This is a genomic window from Brevundimonas sp. (assembly GCF_041648615.1).
Classification (GTDB): domain Bacteria; phylum Pseudomonadota; class Alphaproteobacteria; order Caulobacterales; family Caulobacteraceae; genus Brevundimonas.
Window position 1 is genome coordinate 253,658 of record NZ_JBAZOS010000001.1, and the last position, 16,307, is coordinate 269,964.

A 16,307-nucleotide genomic window follows, 5' to 3' on the forward strand; every position below is an offset into this window, starting at 1 on the left:
GTGGGTCGGGATCAGGACGCGGTTGTCCGGCTGCGCCGCCGGCTCGCCGATGGCGACCGGCGGCGGCGCGCCCCGCGGGTCTCGTGGTGTTCCGGTCAGGGCAGCACTTCCACGACGCCGTTGTATGCGGCGCTCGCGGCCAGCTGCGAACCCGAGGCGGGCGTGCGGATCGAGGCGTTCATCCAGTACATGCCGGCTTCGGGCCAGGTGACGGTGAAGGAGCCGTCCGCGCCGGTGCGGACCGTCATCTCTTCGGGGTTGTCGCGATAGCGCGTGCCGCCGCGGGCGATGGTCACTTCCAGATCGGCGGCCGGCTGGCCGTCGCGGACCAGTTTGAAGGTGGCGGCCTCGCCCGCGACCAGGTCGTTGGGGTGGGTGACGGGCGCCAGTTCGAGGCCCTGGTTGGTCAGGATGATGTCCGAAGGCGCGCCCAGGGTGACGAAGGTCTCGGTGCGGCTGTTCGAGCGGGTGGCGACCACCTCGGTGGCGTCGGCCGGAATATTGGCGGCCATGTCGGCCTCGGCGCCGCGCCAGCGCTTGCTCTCGCCGCCCTGCTTGTAGCTGACCATGACGCCGCCCGAGACGTTGGCGATCCGGTATGTGCCGGCCTGGGTGAGATGCAGGTCGAAGGTCGAACGGTATTTGCCGACCATGGTGTTGACGGGCGCGGCGGTGGATCCGTCCGGCGCGGTGATGGTCAGACCGTCCAGCCGCATGGCGGCGTGGTCCGGGATGAAGACGCCGTTCGACATGGCGGCGTCAAAGCCGACCCAGGCCTCGGTTCCCGACAGAACGGTCGAGGTCGGGGCCAGCCAGGCGCGGTGGGCCTGGGCCGACATCGGCAGGGCGAAGGCGGCGAGAGCGGCGAGGAGGGCGATGCGCTTCTTCATGGTGCGGAGTCCTTAGCGGGTGACAGTGACGCTGACGGCGCCCAGTTCGGTGGAGCCCGAGGCGCGGGCGGTGTTGGCGGCGCCCCAGCGGAAGGGCACGCGGACGGCCTCGCGGCCGCCCAGTTCGCGGGCGGCCTCGACCACCATGACGTAGTCGCCCGCGGGCAGGCCGCGCAGGCGGGCGGCGGGGACGGTCACGGCATGGCGGCCCGGGGCCTTGGTGGCGCTGGAGACGCCGTCCATGGGCAGGGTCAGGGCGCGGCCGCCGCGGCGCCACCAGGTGCGCATGTCCTTGAGCCAGTCCTTGCCCTCGGCGACGTTGGAGACTTCGTACCAGACGGCGAGGGTGCGGACGGCGGTGTTGTCGGGACGCTCGATCCAGACGGCGACATAGGGGCGATGATAGGCGGCGACCGACAGGCGCGGAATCTCGACCGCGACGGTGATGTCCGCGGCCAGGGCGGGGCCGGCGATGGCGGCGGCCGCGGCGGTGGTCAGGATCAGGGGAAGCTGGCGCATCTGGAACTCAGTGAATGAACAGAAGGGCGATGACGGCGGGTATCAGCAGACCGAGGCCGAGCAGGGGCCAGGTCGAGGGGCGCTGGCGGGCGTGCAGCCAGGTCAGGCCGAAACCGGTGACGGCGAAGACGATGCAGGCGGCGGCGAAGACGTCGATGAACCAGTACCAGACCACGCCCGTGTTCCGACCCTTGTGCAGGTCGTTCAGCCAGGCGATGGCGCCGCGGGTGGTGCGCTCGCGCAGGGCCTCGCCGGTGGCGCGGTCGATGGTCAGCCAGCCGTCGCCGCCGGGCTCCGGCAGGGAGACATAGACCTCGTCGGCCGTGGTCTCGGTGGGGCGGCCGGCGATCCGGACCTTGAAGGCGTCCGAGGCCCAGCGCGCGACCGCGTCTGGGACGGGGGCTGTGGTGTCCTCGGGCAGGGTGGACAGGCGCGCCAGCAGGGGGGCGGGCAGCTGGCCCGTCTGCTCGATCGTATCGGGCGTCGCGGGAATCTGGGCGGCGTGGTTCAGGGTGATGCCGGTGACCGCGAACAGCAGCAGGCCGATCAGGCTGACGGCGGCCGAGATCCAGTGCCACTGATGCAACTGCTTCAGCCAGAACGACCGCTTGGCGTTCAGGGCCGGCTTGGGCTTGGTCGGGGCGGCGGTTTCGGTCACTCCCGGCTTGTGCCGAAGTTGCGAACGATTTGCAATGACTTTGGCCGGGCCGTTCAGCGCGACAGCCTGACGCCGATGGACAGGGTGCGCGGCGGGCCGAAGGAGGCGACGCCCGTTCCGGTCTCGCCCGTCTCGATCCCGGCGTCGAACAGGTTGTCGGCGGCGATCCAGACGGCGGCGGACGGGGACAGCGCCCACTCGGCCCGGACGTCGGCCGTCAGGGCGGCGTCGAGGACGCGGCTGTTCAGGTCATCCTCGAACCGGCGGCTCTCCCAGCGCAGGTCGGCGGTCAGGGTCAGCCGCTCGACGGGTCGCCAGTCGGCGCCGGCGACGGCGCTCCAGATCGGGGCCTGGGCCGGACGCAGGCCGGTGAGCTGCGGAGCCTGGGCTCCGCCGTCGACGCGGGCGTCGGTGGCGGACAGGGCCGCGCGCAGGGACAGGGCCCCGGTCAGCTCGACCCGGCCGTCCAGTTCGATCCCGGTGGCCTCGATCGTCCCGGCGTTCTGGCGTTGGCGCAGGACGCCGCCCGCCGGCACGAAGCCGGCGCGGGGGAAGGTCCCCGGCCCCTGGCCGATGGTGACGTTGACGATGGCGTCCTCGATCCGGGTCCAGAAGGCGGTCGCGGTCAGGGAGGCGCGGTCGCGGGTCCAGGCCCAGCCGGCTTCGACGCCGGCCAGCCGTTCGGGCTCGAGAGCGGCGTTGGCCTCGGTCAGGTCATTGCCGACGCGGAACGGGCGGTGGAGCTCGTTCAGGGTGGCGGGGCGGAAGCCGGTGTAGGCGGCGAGGCGCAGGGCCTGGCCGCCTCCGATGTCCCTGCGGGCGGCGAGACGGGCGCTGACCACCTGACCCGAGCGGTCGGGATCGCCTTCGTCCAGGGTCGGCAGGCCGGTGGCGAGATCGCGTTCGCGACGGCGGCCGTTCCCGTTGCGCCAGCCGTCGTAGCGCAGACCGCCCGCGACCAGCCACGGGCCGCTGTCCCACGAGCCCTCGGCATAGACTCCGGCGACCGAGGTCTCGCCCCCGGCGACGCGGTCGCGGGTGAAGGCGCCCGCCATGTAGCGGAAGCGCTCGCGCGTCTCGCCCTCGTTGAAGCGGGCGTCGGCGCCCAGCTCCAGTTCCACCCGGGCGACGCCGGTGACGGCGATGCGGCGCAGGGCGGCGTTGACGCCCCAGCCGGTCGCCGGAGTTTCGTACTGGTCATTGGCGGGCGTGGTTGAGGCGCGATCGGCGGCCACGGCGACGGAGGTGTTGGCCAGATCGCTCTCGCGCCGCCAGGCCTGGAGCCGCCAGCCCGCGCGGTCGGCGCGGGGCTGCAGGGCGGCCGTGGCCGACAGGCTGTTCCCGCTGGCGGCGGCGCGGGCGCCGTCGAGGCCGGAGCCGCGATCCTCCTCGAAGGCGGCGGCGCGGAGGGAGACGACGGCCTCGGCGAGCGGGAGGTCGGCGCGCAGGGCGGCGCTGCGGACCTCGAGGTCCAGCGGCGCATCGGCGGCGCCGGCGACGGAGCCGCGCACGGGGACGTAGCCGTCGCCGGTCTCGTACAGGCCCGAGGCGACGATCCGGACCGGGCCCAGCGTCGTCGCGCCGGAGCCGGCGAGGCGGACGCCGCCCCTTTCGGCGACCGAGGCGTCCAGCACGGAGCCCGAATCCCGTTCGCGCAGGGCGATGACGCCGGTCAGGGCGCCGGCGCCGTACGGGCCCGCGCCCGAGCCGCGGACGATGTCGAGGCCGGACAGGCTCTCGGTCGGAACCTGGGACCAGATCACCCAGCCGCCGAAGGGATCGTTCAGCGGCGCGCCGTCCAGCGTGACCAGGGTGCGGCCCGCGCCCGAAGGGGCGATGGCGCGCAGGCTGATCCCCTGGGTCGTCGGATTCGCCGCCAGGCTGGAGTTGCGGCGGAACAGCGAGACGGCCGGCACGGAGGCGAGGGCCTCGTCCAGCCGCTGCTGCGGACGCAGGTCATCGGCGTCGAGGCGGATGACCGAGAAGGCCGCCTCTCCCGCCGCGGGCGGCAGGCGGGCGGCGGTGACGACGATATCGGGAAGCGGGGCTGGAGGAGGGATCTGCATCGCCGCCACCCTAGGCCAGACGGCGTCGTCGGGTTCAAGCGGCCTGCGACACCACGGCCCGCGCCGCGACGTCGCTGAACACCAGACGGATGGCGTTGAGCAGGGCGTCGGGCTGGATCGGCTTTTGCGACACGCCGTCCATGCCGGCGGCGATATATTCGATCTCGTCCCGGGGATCGGCGTTGGCGGTCAGGGCCAGGATCGGGATGCGGCTGACGGGATCCTGCAGGGCCCGGATGGCCCGGGTCGCCTCGACCCCGTCCATCACCGGCATCTTGATGTCCATCAGCACCAGATCGTACGGCCGGGACTGGACCTTCCGGACCGCCTCGAGGCCGTTCTCGGCGCTGTCGGAGGTGCAGCCGAACAGCGTCAGGACCCGTTCGGCGACGAACCGGTTGGTCGCATTGTCGTCGACCACCAGGACATGCAGGGTCTCGTGCGGCGTGGGCTCGGCGGCCCTGGCCGAGGCGGCGAGCACCTCGGGACCCGCGCCGGGCAGGCACAGGGTGAACTGGAACCGCGCCCCGCCCCGGGGCGAACGCTCGACGCCGATGTCGCCGTCCATCCGCTCGACGATCTGACGGCAGATCGCGAGGCCCAGGCCGGCGCCGGCGCCCTCGCGGCCCGGGCGGCCGGTGTTGAAGGGCTGGAAGACGGTCTCGGCGACGTCGTCGGCGATGCCCGGACCGCTGTCGTCGATCCGGCCCGTGATGGCGACCGCGCCGTCCTGCCAGCGGCTGGAGATGACGACGTCGACCCCGCCGGACGGGGTGAATTTCAGGGCGTTGCCGATGAGGTTGTTGAGCAGCTGTTTCAGCCGCATCTCGTCGGCCAGAACCCAGTCGGGGCCGTCGGTCTCATGTACGACGGTCAGGGCCAGGGCCTTCTCCTGGGCGCGGGGGCTCCACAGGGCCAGCAGGTCGGCGGCGACCGTATCCAGATGGACGGGGGCGGGCTCCAGCCCCATCTGCCCGGCCTCGGCCCGCGACATGTCGAGCGCGTCGGTCAGCAGCCGCAACAAATTCTGGCCCGAGTCCAGGATGGTGCGGACATAGGGCTTCATCGCCTTCTGGGTCAGTTCGCGCTCCATCAGGGCGGCGACGCCCAGCACGCCGTTCAGCGGCGTGCGGATCTCATGGCTCATCACCGCGAGGAATTCGGACTTGGCCCGGCTGGAGGCGCGGGCCTCGGCCTCGGCCCGGGCGAGGTCCCGGGCCAGGGCGCCCATCTCCTCGGCCCGGCGGCGGTGGATGGCGCTGCCGGCCTGGAGCACGTGCACGCCGGCGCAGACGCCGACGTAGCGTCCGTTCGAGGTGACCACGAAGCCGTTCAGCAGGGCGCCCAGATTGGCGGCGTCGACGCTCTGGAACAGGATGTCCGCGTCGGCGTCGGCGTCGAGCACGCGCGGGGCCGCGTCCATGAAGGTCGCCGCCGGCCGTTTGGCGTAGAGGGCGCGGCCGAACTCGGCGGCCATCCGCAGGGTGAAGGTGTTGCGCTCGATCAGCCCGACGGGCCGCCGGTCGGCGTCGACGACGGCGATGACGAGGGTGTCGGGCTCGCGCTGGAAACGGTCGAAAACGTCAGCGCCGGGCGTGTCCGGACCGATGGGGTCCGGGGCGCTCGCGAAGTCTCCGATCCGGGCCATATGCAACTCCTGCCTGGCCGGAACGGATAGGGGGCAGCCCTTAACGCGAGCTTTGCCGTATATGAATGTTTTGCGAGATTGTCTTGAAAATCAATCTGTAAGCGGACGACTCAGGCGGTCGACCAGGCCGGCGGCGAAGGTCGACAGGGTGTCGTCCCGGGCCCCCATGACGACGATGCGGTCGCCGGGGCGGGCGAGGGCGACCAGCCGGTCGCCGCAGGCCTCGCGCGTGGGCAGGGCCTCGGCGCTGCGGCCGGCGGCGCGGACGCCCGAGGCGATGTCTTCCGAGCCGACGCTGCGGTCGGTCGTGCCGCCGAAATAGACGGGCTCGGGCATCAGCAGGACGTCCTCCGCGCGCAGCAGGCCGGCGAAGCCGTCGATGAATTCGTCCTTCATCAGCCGCAGGGGGCCAAAGCCGTGCGGCTGGAACAGGATCAGCAGGCGGCCGTCGAAGGCGTGCAGGGTCTTCAGGGTGGCGGCGATCTTGTCGGGGTTATGGGCGAAGTCGTCGATGACTGTGACGCCGTTCGCGGTCCCGACCACCTCCATGCGGCGGCGGATGCCGGCGAAGGCCTCCAGCGCCTCGACCGCCTGCGCCAGCGGCACGCCGATGGCGCGCACGGCGCCGAGGGCGGCCAGGGCGTTGGCGACATTGTGGGCCCCGGGGACGTTGAGGACGACGGCGTGTTTTTCGCCGCCGAGTTCGGTCAGGGTGAAGCGCATGCCGGCGGGCAGGGGCTCCAGGTCGTGGGCGTTCAGGGTGGCGGACTCCTCGCCGAGAGCGAAGGTGATCACCGTGCCGGCGGACAGGGACTGGGCCAGCGCCTGGGTCTCGACGTTGTCGAGGTTGAGCACGGCCTTCGCCGCGCGGCCGGTGAAGCCGCCGAACAGCTCGCGCAGTTCCTCCATCGACTTGTGGTCCAGCGAGATGTTGGAGACCACGGCGACGGTGGGATCGTAGCGGGCGATGGAGCCGTCGGACTCGTCGACCTCGGAGACGAACAGCCCGGGTCCGCCGATCAGGGCGCTGGCGAAGGGGTGGTCGGCGTCGGCGAAATTCTTCATCACCGCGCCGTTCATGACCGTGGGCTCGCGGCCGGCCCGGTGCAGGATCCAGGCGATCATGCCGGTGATGGTCGACTTGCCGCTGGTGCCGGCCACGCCGATCGACGCCGGGGCGGCGTTGAACAGCTGCGACAGCAGTTCCGGCCGGGTGACGATGCGGGCGCCGGCGCGCTTCGCTGCGCCGATGTCGGGGACCGTGTCCTCGATGGCCCCGGTGGCGACGACGGTCTGGCCGGCGCGGGTGACGCCCGAGCCGTCCTGGGGATGCAGGGTGACGCCGTGCGCCTCCAGCCAGGCGAATTTCTCGGGCGTGCGGCCCTGGTCGCGGGAGCGGTCGGAGCCTTCTATCCGCCCTCCCTGCGCCTGAACGATCAGGGCCAGGGGCAGCATTCCGGACCCGCCGATGCCGCAGAAGAAATAGTCGTCTTGATTCATGAGGGCGAAACCGGGGAATGTCCGGCGGCCTGACTAGCACGGGCGACGCCTGAGGCCAGACACGTCCATGAAGATCGGCATCGTCAACGCCAGTTCGCGCTTCAACCGGGAGCGCGCCGACGCGGTGCACGCCTGGTTCGAAGCGAATATTCCGGACGGGTCGGTCAAGGTCGTGTTCCACCCGGCCAGCTTCGGCAAGCACGGTCATTTCGGCGGCGACGACGCCAGCCGGGCCGCCGCCTTCGTCGAATACGCCAATGATCCACGGCTGGACGCCGTCTGGTTCGCGCGCGGCGGCTATGGTTCGTGCCGGATCGCCGAGGCGGTGCTGCCGCGGCTGGAGCCGGTCGCGCGCAAGAAGCGGTATCTCGGCTATTCCGACGCCGGCAGCATCCTGGCCCTGCTCTACAAGGCCGGGTTCCCGCATCTGGCGCACGGGCCGATGGCCTCGGACGCGGTGCGCAACGACGCGACGGCGTGGCGGGCGATCAATTGGCTGAAGTCAGGGGATCCTTCGTCGTGGGAGCCGTCGCTGGCGGAGGATTCGCGTCCGGCCGCCGCCTTCAACCTCAGCATCCTCGACGCCCTGGTCGGAACCGCCCTGGAGCCCGACCTGACGGACCATGTCCTGATGCTGGAGGACGTTTCCGAGCCGCTGTACCGGATCGACCGGATGATGTTCCACCTGACCGGCCAGGCGTCGATCCGCCGGGTGGCCGGCATACGGATGGGGCGGGTGTCGGACATCACCTACAACGAGCCCGACTTCGGCCTGACGCCGGAGGAGATCGTCCGGTACTGGTGCCAGCGATCGGGGATTCCGTATCTGGGTCCGGCCGACATCGGCCACGACCGCGACAACAAGGTGGTTCCCTTCGGCCACAGGTAGATCGTCATCGGTTCGCCCGGCCGGGGAACCGTATCGACTCCCGTCCAATCCCCGGGCCAGATGCGGGCAGCGAGCGGGTGCGTCCTTCGGGACCCCGCCAGCACCGCGTCCTTCGGGGGATGGGCGCGCGGTGGCGGTCCGGTCTGCGTCGGGGGGCGCGGGCCGGGCCGTCTCCCACCACCGCGACAACGGCGCCGCTGGCGTCCGGGCGGCCTGCACGCCATCTTCACCGGGATGAACCGCCGCTCCCTCCTGATCCGCACGGCCGGTCTCGCGTCCGTTCTGGGCGGCGCCTGGTGGGCGCGCGAGCATCTGTTGTGGCCGGATCCCGCCCTGGCCTTTGCGAGCGGCGGGGCGACGCCCTGGATGCCCTATGCGCGGCCCGGCGTGGCGCCGACCGTCATGGTGCGGCTGGGCGGGCGCCAGGCCGCCGCCCTGATCGACAGCGGCGCCCAGTATTCCGTCATCGACCGCGCCCTCCACGCCGATCTGCCGGACGCCGGGCGGTCGCTGTTCGACATGCCCCTGGTCGCCTATGGCGTGGGCGGCGGCGCCCAGGTGGGGCGGGGCACGACCCTGGATGTGGAGCTGGCCGGCCTGACGGTCAGCGGTCTGAGAGCGGCGATCCTCGACCTGGGGCCGCTGGCGTCAGACCGGGGACTGAGAACGCCGCTGATCCTGGGACAGGATGTGTTGGGCGAGGCCGTGCTGGCGCTGGATCCGGCGCGGCGGCACACGCGTCTGGTGTCGCGCGAGGCCTTCCTGCGTCCGTCGGACCTCGGCGAGGCGCCAGTGCGGCGCGCAGGCACGGCCCTGATCGCGGAGGTCACGGTCGAAGGCTCGCTGATCGAGGCCGTGGTCGACACCGGAGCCTCGTCCCTGCTGGGACTGAGTCGCGAGACGGCGACGGTGGCCGGCCTGCTGGACGGGCGCCCCCAGACCAGCGGGGTGAATCTGGTGCTGGGCGGCGCGGCCCGCACCGCCATCGTCGAAGCCCGGACCGTGACCTTCGCGGACCATCTCTACCGGCGCGTGCCCGTCGGCGTGTTCGATCAGCCGCCGTTGCCCAATTTTCCGGGTGGGCTGGTCGGCATGGAAGCGTTCGCGGGCCGGCGTGTGGCGCTGGATCTGGGGGCCGGGACGCTGCACGTGTCCCGGCCGCTGGATCTGACGGTCGGCTAGAGCGACTGGAAGGTGTCGCAGGCGGCTGGATCGCCCGATTCATAACCCCGCCGCAGCCATTCGACCCGCTGGGCCGAGGAGCCGTGGGTGAAGCCGTCCGGCTGGACGCGACCGCCCTGACGGCGCTGCAGGGTGTCGTCGCCGATGGCCGAGGCCGTCTGCATGCCGGCTTCCAGATCGCCGGCGTCCAGCGCCACCTCGCCGTTCGACACGGCGGCGGCGTTGGCGGCCCAGACCCCGGCGTAACAGTCGGCCTGCAGCTCCAGCGCCACCGAATAGCGGTTGGCTTCCGCCTGGCCCGAGGCGCGCTGCTGGGCCTCCTGCACCTGCTGTGAGGCGCCGGTCAGGGTCTGGACGTGGTGGCCGTATTCATGGGCGATGACATAGGCGCGGGCGAAGTCGGCGCTGGAGGCGCCCAGTTCGGTTTCCAGCTGCTGCCAGAACGAGAGATCCAGATACACCTTGCGGTCGGTGGGGCAGTAGAAGGGACCCATCGCCGACTGGCCGAAGCCGCAACCGGTCGACGTGCCCTGTTCGTACAGGGTGACGGTCGGCGGCTGGTAGCCCTGGAGCTTTGTCTTCCAGACGTCGTCGATATTGGCGCCGATCACATCGACGAAGGCGCCGGCCTGATCGGTCGGGCTGCCCTGCTTGCCCGCCTCAGCCGCGCCGACGCCCCCGAACTGGCTGGCCAGCTGCGTCGTGGTGGAGGGATCAATGCCAAAGACGAAATAGCCGATGGCCGCGAGCACCAGAGCCCCGATGCCGCCCCCGGCGATCGCGCCGCCGCCCATGCCGCGCCTGTCCTCGATATTGCCGCCACGCCGTCCGCCTTGCCACCGCATACCGTTCTCCCGTCCCTTTGATCCAAGCTAGGCCGGAACGCGGACGGAGGGGAAGGGATGCAGTGGCGCCAGACCTAGTTGGCCGGCCGGTCGAGCCAGGCGTCGATCTGGCCGACGCCGGCGGTGGCGGCCCGAAGCCGGCGGGTGGCCGCTTCGCGGGCGGCGCGTTCATCCTCCGGGGTGCGCAGGGTCCGCCAGGCGGGGGGCTGGACCGGCTCCGGCTGCCGGGCTGCCTCGATTTCGAGACGGTTCAGCCGGGTTTCCAGCTCCAGCTGTCGCGCGAAGGCTTCCCGCTGATCGGCCCGGGCGCGCAGCCGGTCCATTTCGAAGCGGTGCTGGTCGGCCTGGTAGCGGGCGTGGCCGGGCGGGAGTTGATGGGCTGTGGGCGCGACCTGGGCCATGGCCGGCAGGGCGAGGGCAGCCACGGCGGTGGTGACGGCGAGGATCCGGGTCATGCCGACAAGATGGGGGCGAACCCCGTCCGGGCCAAGCGCTGCCGTTCCCGGAAATCTCCCTGCGCCGCAGTCGGCGCCCCGACCGGCGTCAGCGATCTTCATCTTTCGGAAAGGCCCGGGGCAGGTTCAGGGCGGACTTGTTTCAAGGCTGAAATGTCGGGGTCAAGCGGGGGCCGTCCGCCCTGTTTCCGGCGACGATATTGCACGCCTTCGGGGTGTCGGGACGGGGCCTGATAAGGTCGCGGGACGCCGACGTTTCCTTCCAAGGAGCCGAGATGCAGATATCATCATCGTCTGCTGCAACATCGAGCATGGCGCTCAGCGCCCTGCGCGATCTGTTTCAGACCCGATCCACGGAGCCGACCGGGCAAAATCCGCCGGCCGGTCCGGCGTCCGGGAGCGCAAAGGGGCCACCGTCGGGTCCGCCGCCCGGTCCGCCGCCCGGCGCCGGGAGCGGCGGAGGTTTCAGCGCTGACACAATGTCGGCCCTGTTGAAGACCCAGGAGGAGGGCTCTGACGCCGCCTCGGCCGTCATCGACGAGGCCGACACCAACGGCGACGGCACGGTCAGCCTCGCCGAATTGGCGGCGTCCCTGCGCACGGACGAGGCCTCGCTGAGCCAGGCCTTCACCCGGGTGGACGCAGACGCCGATGGCCAGATCAACCAGGACGAACTGGACGCGGGACTGAAGTCCCTCGCTCCCCCTGGTTCCGGTCGCCCCCATGGTCCGCCGCCATCGGCCGGGGACATCGCCGCCGACGTCCTTGCCTCGGCCGACAAGGACGAGAGCGGGGCCCTGAGCCTCGACGAGATCTCGACAGCCCTCGGCGAGGACGATCAAACGTCCCTGTCCGACGCCTTCGCCGCCCTGGATGCGGACGGCGATGGCGGCCTGGGGGCGGACGAGCTGACCTCGGCGGTCACGGCGGCCTTCGCCCGGCAGATGGCGGCCTATTCCGCCGACACCGACGACGCGGCGACCTGGTCGCTGGCGGCCTGAAGGGAGGGGAGCGGCCGGAAGGCCGCTCCCCTTGTCCGGCTCGGGGCGGGGATCACGCCTTCGCCGACGCCCTGGCCAGCACCGCCAGATAGCCGTCGGCCACCTCCATGCCTTGGCCCTGCGGCCTGGCGCGCACCGCCCGGTGCAGGGCGGGAAGCTTCCAGCAGGGGACGTGCATGAACAGGTGGTGCTCGGCGTGGAAATTGACCCAGTAGGGGGCGATGAAGGCGCGCTCCCACCAGGAGGCGCGGGTGGTGCGGGCGGCGCGGAACGGGTCGTCCGCCGAGCCCTCGACACAGGCGTGTTCGGCGATGTTCCTCAGGCGGGTGACCATCGGGAACCAGGTGGCGAGCGGCAGCAGCCAGAGGGCGAAATACGCCCACCAGACGCCGGCGAGGGCGGCCGCCGCCAGGAGGGCCGCGTTGACCAGCAGGAAGGGAGCGACGCTGCGGCCCGTCACCGCGGCCCCCTCGGCGATGTCCTCGTCGCGGCCGGTGCGAAAGGCTTCGAAGAGGTAGAGGACGCGCTGCTTGAAGAAGGTCTGGCCGGTCAGGTCGCGGATGATCTTGCGGCGCAGCGAGGCGCGGGTGACCGGGAAGGGGGCGGACAGGACGAGGTCGGGGTCCTCGGCCTGCTGGGCGTATTTGTGATGCGACAGGTGGTAGGGCCGATAGAGGGGCAGGGAGGCGCCGACCGGCACGGCGCACAGCCAGTGGCCGAGGACGTCGTTGAGCCGGCGGTTCGACGACAGGCCGCCGTGCGCGGCCTCGTGCATCAGGATGGCGAGACCGAGCTGACGCGTGCCGATGACGGCGACGCAGATCGGGATCAGGATCGGCCAGAGGACGCCCGCGAGGGTCGCGAGCAGGATCACCGCCCAGCAATGGAGGACCAGCAGCGGGCCGACCCAGGCGGCGCGCGTCTGGAACGGCGTCCACTCATCGGGGGTGAACAGATCAGTCGGGCGAACGCGGGGAGCGGCGGGCATGGGCCGCAGGATACGCCTGCCGCCGGGCCTCGCCAACCGGAGGGGCCGGCCGGAAGCGATGTCCGTCGGAGCTGACAAAAAGTCAGGTTGACATGACATATTCCCGATGTAAGGTAAGCATGACATCGCGTCAGGAGGACTTGTCATGTTGAACGTCTGGAAGACCGGAACGGCGGCGCACAGGCGCTACGTCCTTCGCACCTTCGCCTTCATGGTCCCCTATATGCTGATCTGCATCTCCATGATGGTGACGGACGTCTTCGACGAAGTGATCGGCAAGCCCGCGGGATGGATTCTGGCCGCCGCCGTCTCCGCCCCGGTGATCGGACAGCTCTGGGCCACCCTCAGCCTGATCCGGGAAAGCGACGAGTTCGTCCGCGCCGTGACCGCCAAACAGTTCATCGTCTCGGCCGGCCTGGCCATGGCGTTGGCGACGTTCTGGGGATTCGCCGAGACCTTCGCCGAGGCGCCGCATCTGCCGGGCTGGCTGGTCTACGCCGCCTTCTGGGGCATCATGGGATGCGTGGCCCCCTTCATCCGGGCGTCGAACTGATGAAAAACCGGCTGAAACTGCTCCGCGTCGAGCGCGGCTGGACGCAGGAGCAACTGGGGCAGGCGCTGGGGGTCTCCCGGCAGGCCGTGAACGCGCTGGAGACCGAGAAACACGACCCCTCGCTGGACCTGGCCTATCGCATCGCCGTGCTGTTCGCGCGGCCCGTGGAAGAGATCTTCGACAACCCGCACGGCTGACCTCGTCAGGCGTCGTTCAAAGGACATCGTCATGCTGCACCTCCGTCACTTCGTCGGGCGTTCGACCCTGCGCGCCTTGTTGCTGGCCTCTGCGTCATTTGCGGTCGCAGGGGGGCTGCTGCTGGCCTCGCATGTGGAGGCCGCGCCCGTGGCCCAGGCCTCACCCGCCTTCGCCTCGGACCGCCTGTCGGTCGAGGTCACGGGGAGCGGACCCGACGTGATCCTGATCCCCGGCTTCGCCTCGGGGCGGGAGGTCTGGCGCGCCGAGGCGGAGCGGCTGAAGGCGACGCATCGGGTGCATCTGGTGCAGCTGGCGGGCTTCGCCGGAGAGCCGTGGACCCATGGCGACGGGCCGTTCGTCGAACCGGCGGTCGAGGACCTGGCCCGCTATGTCCGGGAGGCCGGTCTGAAGCAGCCCGCGGTCATCGGCCATTCGATGGGCGGGATGAGCGCGGTGATGCTGGCCCAGCGTCATCCCGGGCTGGTCGGGCGGGTGATGAGCGTCGACAGCCTGCCGTTCTTTCCGGCCCTGTTCGGGCCGACGGCGACGGTCGAGACCGCGCGGCCGTTCGCGGATCAGGCGGCGGCGGGGATCATGGCGACGGACGACGCGGCTTATCGCGCCGGCCAGGAGCGGGGGGCGATCGGCTATTCGCGGACGCCGGCGACCCGCGCCGCCATGGTCGAGTGGTCCATGACCTCGGACCGGCGGGCGATGGCTTCGGCGATCCGCGAGGTGATGACGACCGACCTGCGGCCGGGTCTGGCGGCCATGACGACGCCGGTCTGGGCGATCTACGCTGCGGACGCGGACGGCGGCGCTCCGGCGGCGATGGCCGATGCGCTGTGGATCCGCGAATACGCCGGCCTGCCCGGGGTGCGCCTGATCCGGGTCGACGACAGCCGGCATTTCATCATGGCCGACCAGCCGGAGCGGTTCGCCGCCATCGTCGACCAGTTCCTGGCCGACTAGCCCTGGGCCAGAGCCACGGGGGTGACGTCGCCGGTCCTGATCAACCGGCCGCCGAATTCGCCGCTGTAGGCGACGGCCAGCAGGGAGCGGAAGACGGCGGCCGGGATGGCGATCTCATAGGCGCCCTCGACATAGGGCCCGACCTGATAGGGGCCGATCAGGAAGGTCAGGCCCGCCGCCTTGCCCGGCGTGTCGCCCGGCGTGAGGACGAAGGGGGTGTCGGCGGCGCGGGGGCAGGAGAAGTCCTTGCCGCCCAGGGTGACGCCGGCGCCGTCGGGCACGCGGGCGCGCTTGGCCGTGTTGATGGCGGAGCACAGGGCCTGGTCCAGGGCGGTCAGATCCGTGCCCTTGCCGAAGAGATCGGCGATCCCCACCCGGCGCTTCAACGCCTTGTCCCACAGCAGGCCGTCCATGAGGGTGTTGGGGTGGGCGCCGCCGGAATAGTCGAAATCCGTCCGCTTGAGGCTGAGCAGCTTGCCGGTCTCGGCGGCGGCGGTGATGGTGATGGTCTTCTGGTATTTGGGCCGGTCGGCGTCGGCGCCGGCCTCGGTCAGCTCGCCCTGGGCGCCCTCGGTGAACTGCCGCAGGCGGCGCACCTCCTCGGCATAGAGGCGGGCATGGAGATCGGTCTGGGCCCTGACGGCGTCGGGCAGGGTCAGGCGGACGTCGGCCCAGGGCGTCTTGCTCTCGAAGGCCATGGGGGCGGCGGCCGCCGCCGGGGTGACGACGGCGGCCACGCCCGGGGCGGCCGGCGGGGGCGCGGCGGGTTCGCGCTCGCGGTTGCAGGCGGACAGGGTCGCGGCGATGGCGGCGGTCAGCAGCAGGGCGCGAAGAACGGTCATGCGGGACTCCTTCAGAACGGCCACGATACAGCGCCGAGGATGATGGCGGAAAGCAGGATGAAGCCGGCGTCGCGGTTGGATTTGAACAGACGCAGGGCGAGGGCGGAATCGCCGGTGCGGACGCGCCGGGCCTGCCACAGCAGGTGCAGGGCGTAGCCGGCCAGGCCGATCCAGAACAGCGGCCCGAGCCGGGCCAGTCCGCCGGCCGCCGCGGCGCAGGCGACCGCAAGGGCGTAGAAGACGGCGACGCCGCGCGGAACCTTGTCGCCGAGCCTGCGGGCCGAGGATTTGACCCCGACCATGGCGTCGTCCTCGATGTCCTGCAGGGCGTAGACGGTGTCATAGCCGAGCGTCCAGAAGACGCCGCCGAGGTAGAGCAGAAGGGCGGCCAGCGTGAGGTGTCCGGGCAGGCCGGCGTGGGTCTGCAGGACCAGGTCGCCGGTGCGCCAGAAGGCGGGCATGCCGGCCCAGGGGAAGGCGCTGGTGAAGGCCGCGAAGCCCATCAGGGCGCCCCAGTTGAAGGTCAGGCCGAGCCAAGCCTGGGGCCACCATGTGATCCGCTTCATGAAGGGGTAGGCGGCGACCAGCCCGAGCGAACCAATGCCCAGCATCACCGTGGTCCAGTTCATCGCCAGCAGGATCTGCAGGCTGATGAAGCTGCAGACGACGACGAAGATGCCGGCGTGGCTGGCGCTGATCCGGCCGGAGGCGACGGGCCGCGAGGCGGTGCGCGCGACCTGCCGGTCGATCTTGCGGTCGACGATGTCGTTGAAGGCGCAGCCGGCCGCGCGCATCAGGCAGGCGCCCAGGGCGAAGAGCACGGCGAGGGTGACGGCGTGCCGCAGCAGGACGTCCGCTTCCGCCGGACCAGCGGCGGCCGACGCCCAGGCCAGGGCGATGCCCTGCCAGCCGGGGAGGAGCAGCAGCCAGATGCCGACGGGACGGTCGAAGCGGCCGAGCTTGAGCCAGGGTTTGAGGGGTTCCGGCGCATGGCGGTCCACCCAGTTCGAACCGGCGTCTGGAAGCGGGGCGGAGGTCATGGGGGTGGAGATAGCCTGTCGGAGGGGAGGGGTGAAGGGCGGGGGTCAGGGGTTAGGGCTT

The 16,307-nt window shown here is 71.3% G+C and carries 17 protein-coding genes; 6 read left to right on the forward strand and 11 right to left on the reverse strand.

The features are described from left to right. Positions 1-95 precede the first annotated feature (95 nt). The 6 genes from WC555_RS01250 to murC all read right to left on the reverse strand — a co-directional run bounded on the left by WC555_RS01250 (position 96) and on the right by murC (position 7,281). Positions 96-890 carry a DUF4198 domain-containing protein gene (locus WC555_RS01250; RefSeq protein ID WP_373250433.1) on the reverse strand — a complete coding sequence of 265 codons (795 nt, stop codon included), beginning with the start codon at positions 888-890 and terminating at the stop codon, positions 96-98. A 12-nt stretch (positions 891-902) separates the two neighbouring features. Then, positions 903-1,409, reverse strand: a complete 507-nt coding sequence (locus WC555_RS01255; RefSeq protein WP_373250434.1) for a DUF2271 domain-containing protein — start codon at positions 1,407-1,409, stop codon at positions 903-905. Between the two features lie 7 nt (positions 1,410-1,416). Further along, positions 1,417-2,067 (reverse strand): PepSY-associated TM helix domain-containing protein, encoded by a 651-nt coding sequence (locus WC555_RS01260; RefSeq protein WP_373250435.1) that lies wholly within the window; start codon positions 2,065-2,067, stop codon positions 1,417-1,419. 53 nt (positions 2,068-2,120) lie between these two features. Continuing rightward, positions 2,121-4,133, reverse strand: a complete 2,013-nt coding sequence (locus WC555_RS01265) for a TonB-dependent receptor (protein ID WP_373250436.1) — start codon at positions 4,131-4,133, stop codon at positions 2,121-2,123. Positions 4,134-4,167: 34 nt separating this feature from the next. Then, on the reverse strand, positions 4,168-5,781 hold the full coding sequence (locus WC555_RS01270; protein ID WP_373250437.1) for a response regulator: 1,614 nt from the start codon (positions 5,779-5,781) through the stop codon (positions 4,168-4,170). 90 nt (positions 5,782-5,871) lie between these two features. Then, entirely contained in the window at positions 5,872-7,281 is a 1,410-nt protein-coding gene (murC, locus tag WC555_RS01275) for a UDP-N-acetylmuramate--L-alanine ligase (protein WP_373250439.1), read from the reverse strand. Between the two features lie 67 nt (positions 7,282-7,348). On the opposite strand from murC, the gene WC555_RS01280 reads away from it, so the two are divergent. Together WC555_RS01280 and WC555_RS01285 are read left to right on the forward strand one after the other, a co-directional pair. Further along, the gene (locus WC555_RS01280; protein WP_373250441.1) at positions 7,349-8,170 is read left to right on the forward strand and encodes an LD-carboxypeptidase; all 822 of its coding nucleotides are present in this window, start codon (positions 7,349-7,351) and stop codon (positions 8,168-8,170) included. A 234-nt stretch (positions 8,171-8,404) separates the two neighbouring features. Next, positions 8,405-9,352 carry a retropepsin-like aspartic protease gene (locus WC555_RS01285; RefSeq protein ID WP_373250443.1) on the forward strand — a complete coding sequence of 316 codons (948 nt, stop codon included), beginning with the start codon at positions 8,405-8,407 and terminating at the stop codon, positions 9,350-9,352. Here the strand turns inward: WC555_RS01285 and WC555_RS01290 are convergent. Then, positions 9,349-10,197, reverse strand: coding sequence for a neutral zinc metallopeptidase (locus WC555_RS01290; protein WP_373250446.1), 849 nt, complete (start codon positions 10,195-10,197; stop codon positions 9,349-9,351). The genes WC555_RS01285 and WC555_RS01290 overlap by 4 nt on opposite strands. Before the next feature lie 74 nt (positions 10,198-10,271). Then, complete coding sequence (locus WC555_RS01295; RefSeq protein WP_373250448.1) at positions 10,272-10,652, reverse strand: hypothetical protein; 381 nt, start codon at positions 10,650-10,652, stop codon at positions 10,272-10,274. 311 nt (positions 10,653-10,963) lie between these two features. Here WC555_RS01295 and WC555_RS01300 point away from each other — a divergent pair, with 311 nt between their 5' ends. Continuing rightward, a complete protein-coding gene (locus WC555_RS01300) occupies positions 10,964-11,653 on the forward strand; it encodes an EF-hand domain-containing protein (RefSeq protein WP_373250450.1) in 690 nt (229 codons plus the stop codon). Between the two features lie 52 nt (positions 11,654-11,705). Here the strand turns inward: WC555_RS01300 and WC555_RS01305 are convergent, their stop codons facing one another. Then, complete coding sequence (locus WC555_RS01305; RefSeq protein WP_373250452.1) at positions 11,706-12,641, reverse strand: fatty acid desaturase family protein; 936 nt, start codon at positions 12,639-12,641, stop codon at positions 11,706-11,708. A 145-nt stretch (positions 12,642-12,786) separates the two neighbouring features. On the opposite strand from WC555_RS01305, the gene WC555_RS01310 reads away from it, so the two are divergent. Genes WC555_RS01310 through WC555_RS01320 form a run of 3 tightly spaced genes read left to right on the forward strand, consistent with a single transcriptional unit; the run spans position 12,787 to position 14,364 of the window. Continuing rightward, positions 12,787-13,194, forward strand: a complete 408-nt coding sequence (locus WC555_RS01310) for a hypothetical protein (RefSeq protein ID WP_373250454.1) — start codon at positions 12,787-12,789, stop codon at positions 13,192-13,194. Next, complete coding sequence (locus WC555_RS01315) at positions 13,194-13,391, forward strand: helix-turn-helix transcriptional regulator (RefSeq protein WP_373250455.1); 198 nt, start codon at positions 13,194-13,196, stop codon at positions 13,389-13,391. The genes WC555_RS01310 and WC555_RS01315 overlap by 1 nt, the downstream gene beginning before the upstream one ends. A gap of 31 nt (positions 13,392-13,422) precedes the next feature. Beyond that, entirely contained in the window at positions 13,423-14,364 is a 942-nt protein-coding gene (locus WC555_RS01320) for an alpha/beta fold hydrolase (RefSeq protein ID WP_373250456.1), read from the forward strand. Here the strand turns inward: WC555_RS01320 and WC555_RS01325 are convergent. After that, entirely contained in the window at positions 14,361-15,206 is an 846-nt protein-coding gene (locus tag WC555_RS01325) for a DUF3298 domain-containing protein (protein ID WP_373250457.1), read from the reverse strand. The genes WC555_RS01320 and WC555_RS01325 overlap by 4 nt on opposite strands. A gap of 11 nt (positions 15,207-15,217) precedes the next feature. Further along, entirely contained in the window at positions 15,218-16,246 is a 1,029-nt protein-coding gene (locus WC555_RS01330) for a UbiA family prenyltransferase (RefSeq protein WP_373250458.1), read from the reverse strand. Positions 16,247-16,307 lie beyond the last annotated feature (61 nt).

Excerpts from the sequence above, each read along its gene's own strand:
- WC555_RS01255 (WP_373250434.1), bottom strand. The coding sequence starts at position 1,409 with ATGCGCCAGCTTCCCCTGATCCTGACCACCGCCGCGGCCGCCGCCATC.
- WC555_RS01285 (WP_373250443.1), top strand. The coding sequence starts at position 8,405 with ATGAACCGCCGCTCCCTCCTGATCCGCACGGCCGGTCTCGCGTCCGTT.
- WC555_RS01295 (WP_373250448.1), bottom strand. The coding sequence starts at position 10,652 with ATGACCCGGATCCTCGCCGTCACCACCGCCGTGGCTGCCCTCGCCCTG.
- WC555_RS01320 (WP_373250456.1), top strand. The coding sequence starts at position 13,423 with ATGCTGCACCTCCGTCACTTCGTCGGGCGTTCGACCCTGCGCGCCTTG.
- WC555_RS01270 (WP_373250437.1), bottom strand. The coding sequence starts at position 5,781 with ATGGCCCGGATCGGAGACTTCGCGAGCGCCCCGGACCCCATCGGTCCG.
- WC555_RS01290 (WP_373250446.1), bottom strand. The coding sequence starts at position 10,197 with ATGCGGTGGCAAGGCGGACGGCGTGGCGGCAATATCGAGGACAGGCGC.
- WC555_RS01330 (WP_373250458.1), bottom strand. The coding sequence starts at position 16,246 with ATGACCTCCGCCCCGCTTCCAGACGCCGGTTCGAACTGGGTGGACCGC.
- WC555_RS01265 (WP_373250436.1), bottom strand. The coding sequence starts at position 4,133 with ATGCAGATCCCTCCTCCAGCCCCGCTTCCCGATATCGTCGTCACCGCC.
- WC555_RS01305 (WP_373250452.1), bottom strand. The coding sequence starts at position 12,641 with ATGCCCGCCGCTCCCCGCGTTCGCCCGACTGATCTGTTCACCCCCGAT.
- WC555_RS01280 (WP_373250441.1), top strand. The coding sequence starts at position 7,349 with ATGAAGATCGGCATCGTCAACGCCAGTTCGCGCTTCAACCGGGAGCGC.
- WC555_RS01300 (WP_373250450.1), top strand. The coding sequence starts at position 10,964 with ATGGCGCTCAGCGCCCTGCGCGATCTGTTTCAGACCCGATCCACGGAG.
- WC555_RS01250 (WP_373250433.1), bottom strand. The coding sequence starts at position 890 with ATGAAGAAGCGCATCGCCCTCCTCGCCGCTCTCGCCGCCTTCGCCCTG.
- murC (WP_373250439.1), bottom strand. The coding sequence starts at position 7,281 with ATGAATCAAGACGACTATTTCTTCTGCGGCATCGGCGGGTCCGGAATG.
- WC555_RS01325 (WP_373250457.1), bottom strand. The coding sequence starts at position 15,206 with ATGACCGTTCTTCGCGCCCTGCTGCTGACCGCCGCCATCGCCGCGACC.
- WC555_RS01315 (WP_373250455.1), top strand. The coding sequence starts at position 13,194 with ATGAAAAACCGGCTGAAACTGCTCCGCGTCGAGCGCGGCTGGACGCAG.
- WC555_RS01310 (WP_373250454.1), top strand. The coding sequence starts at position 12,787 with ATGTTGAACGTCTGGAAGACCGGAACGGCGGCGCACAGGCGCTACGTC.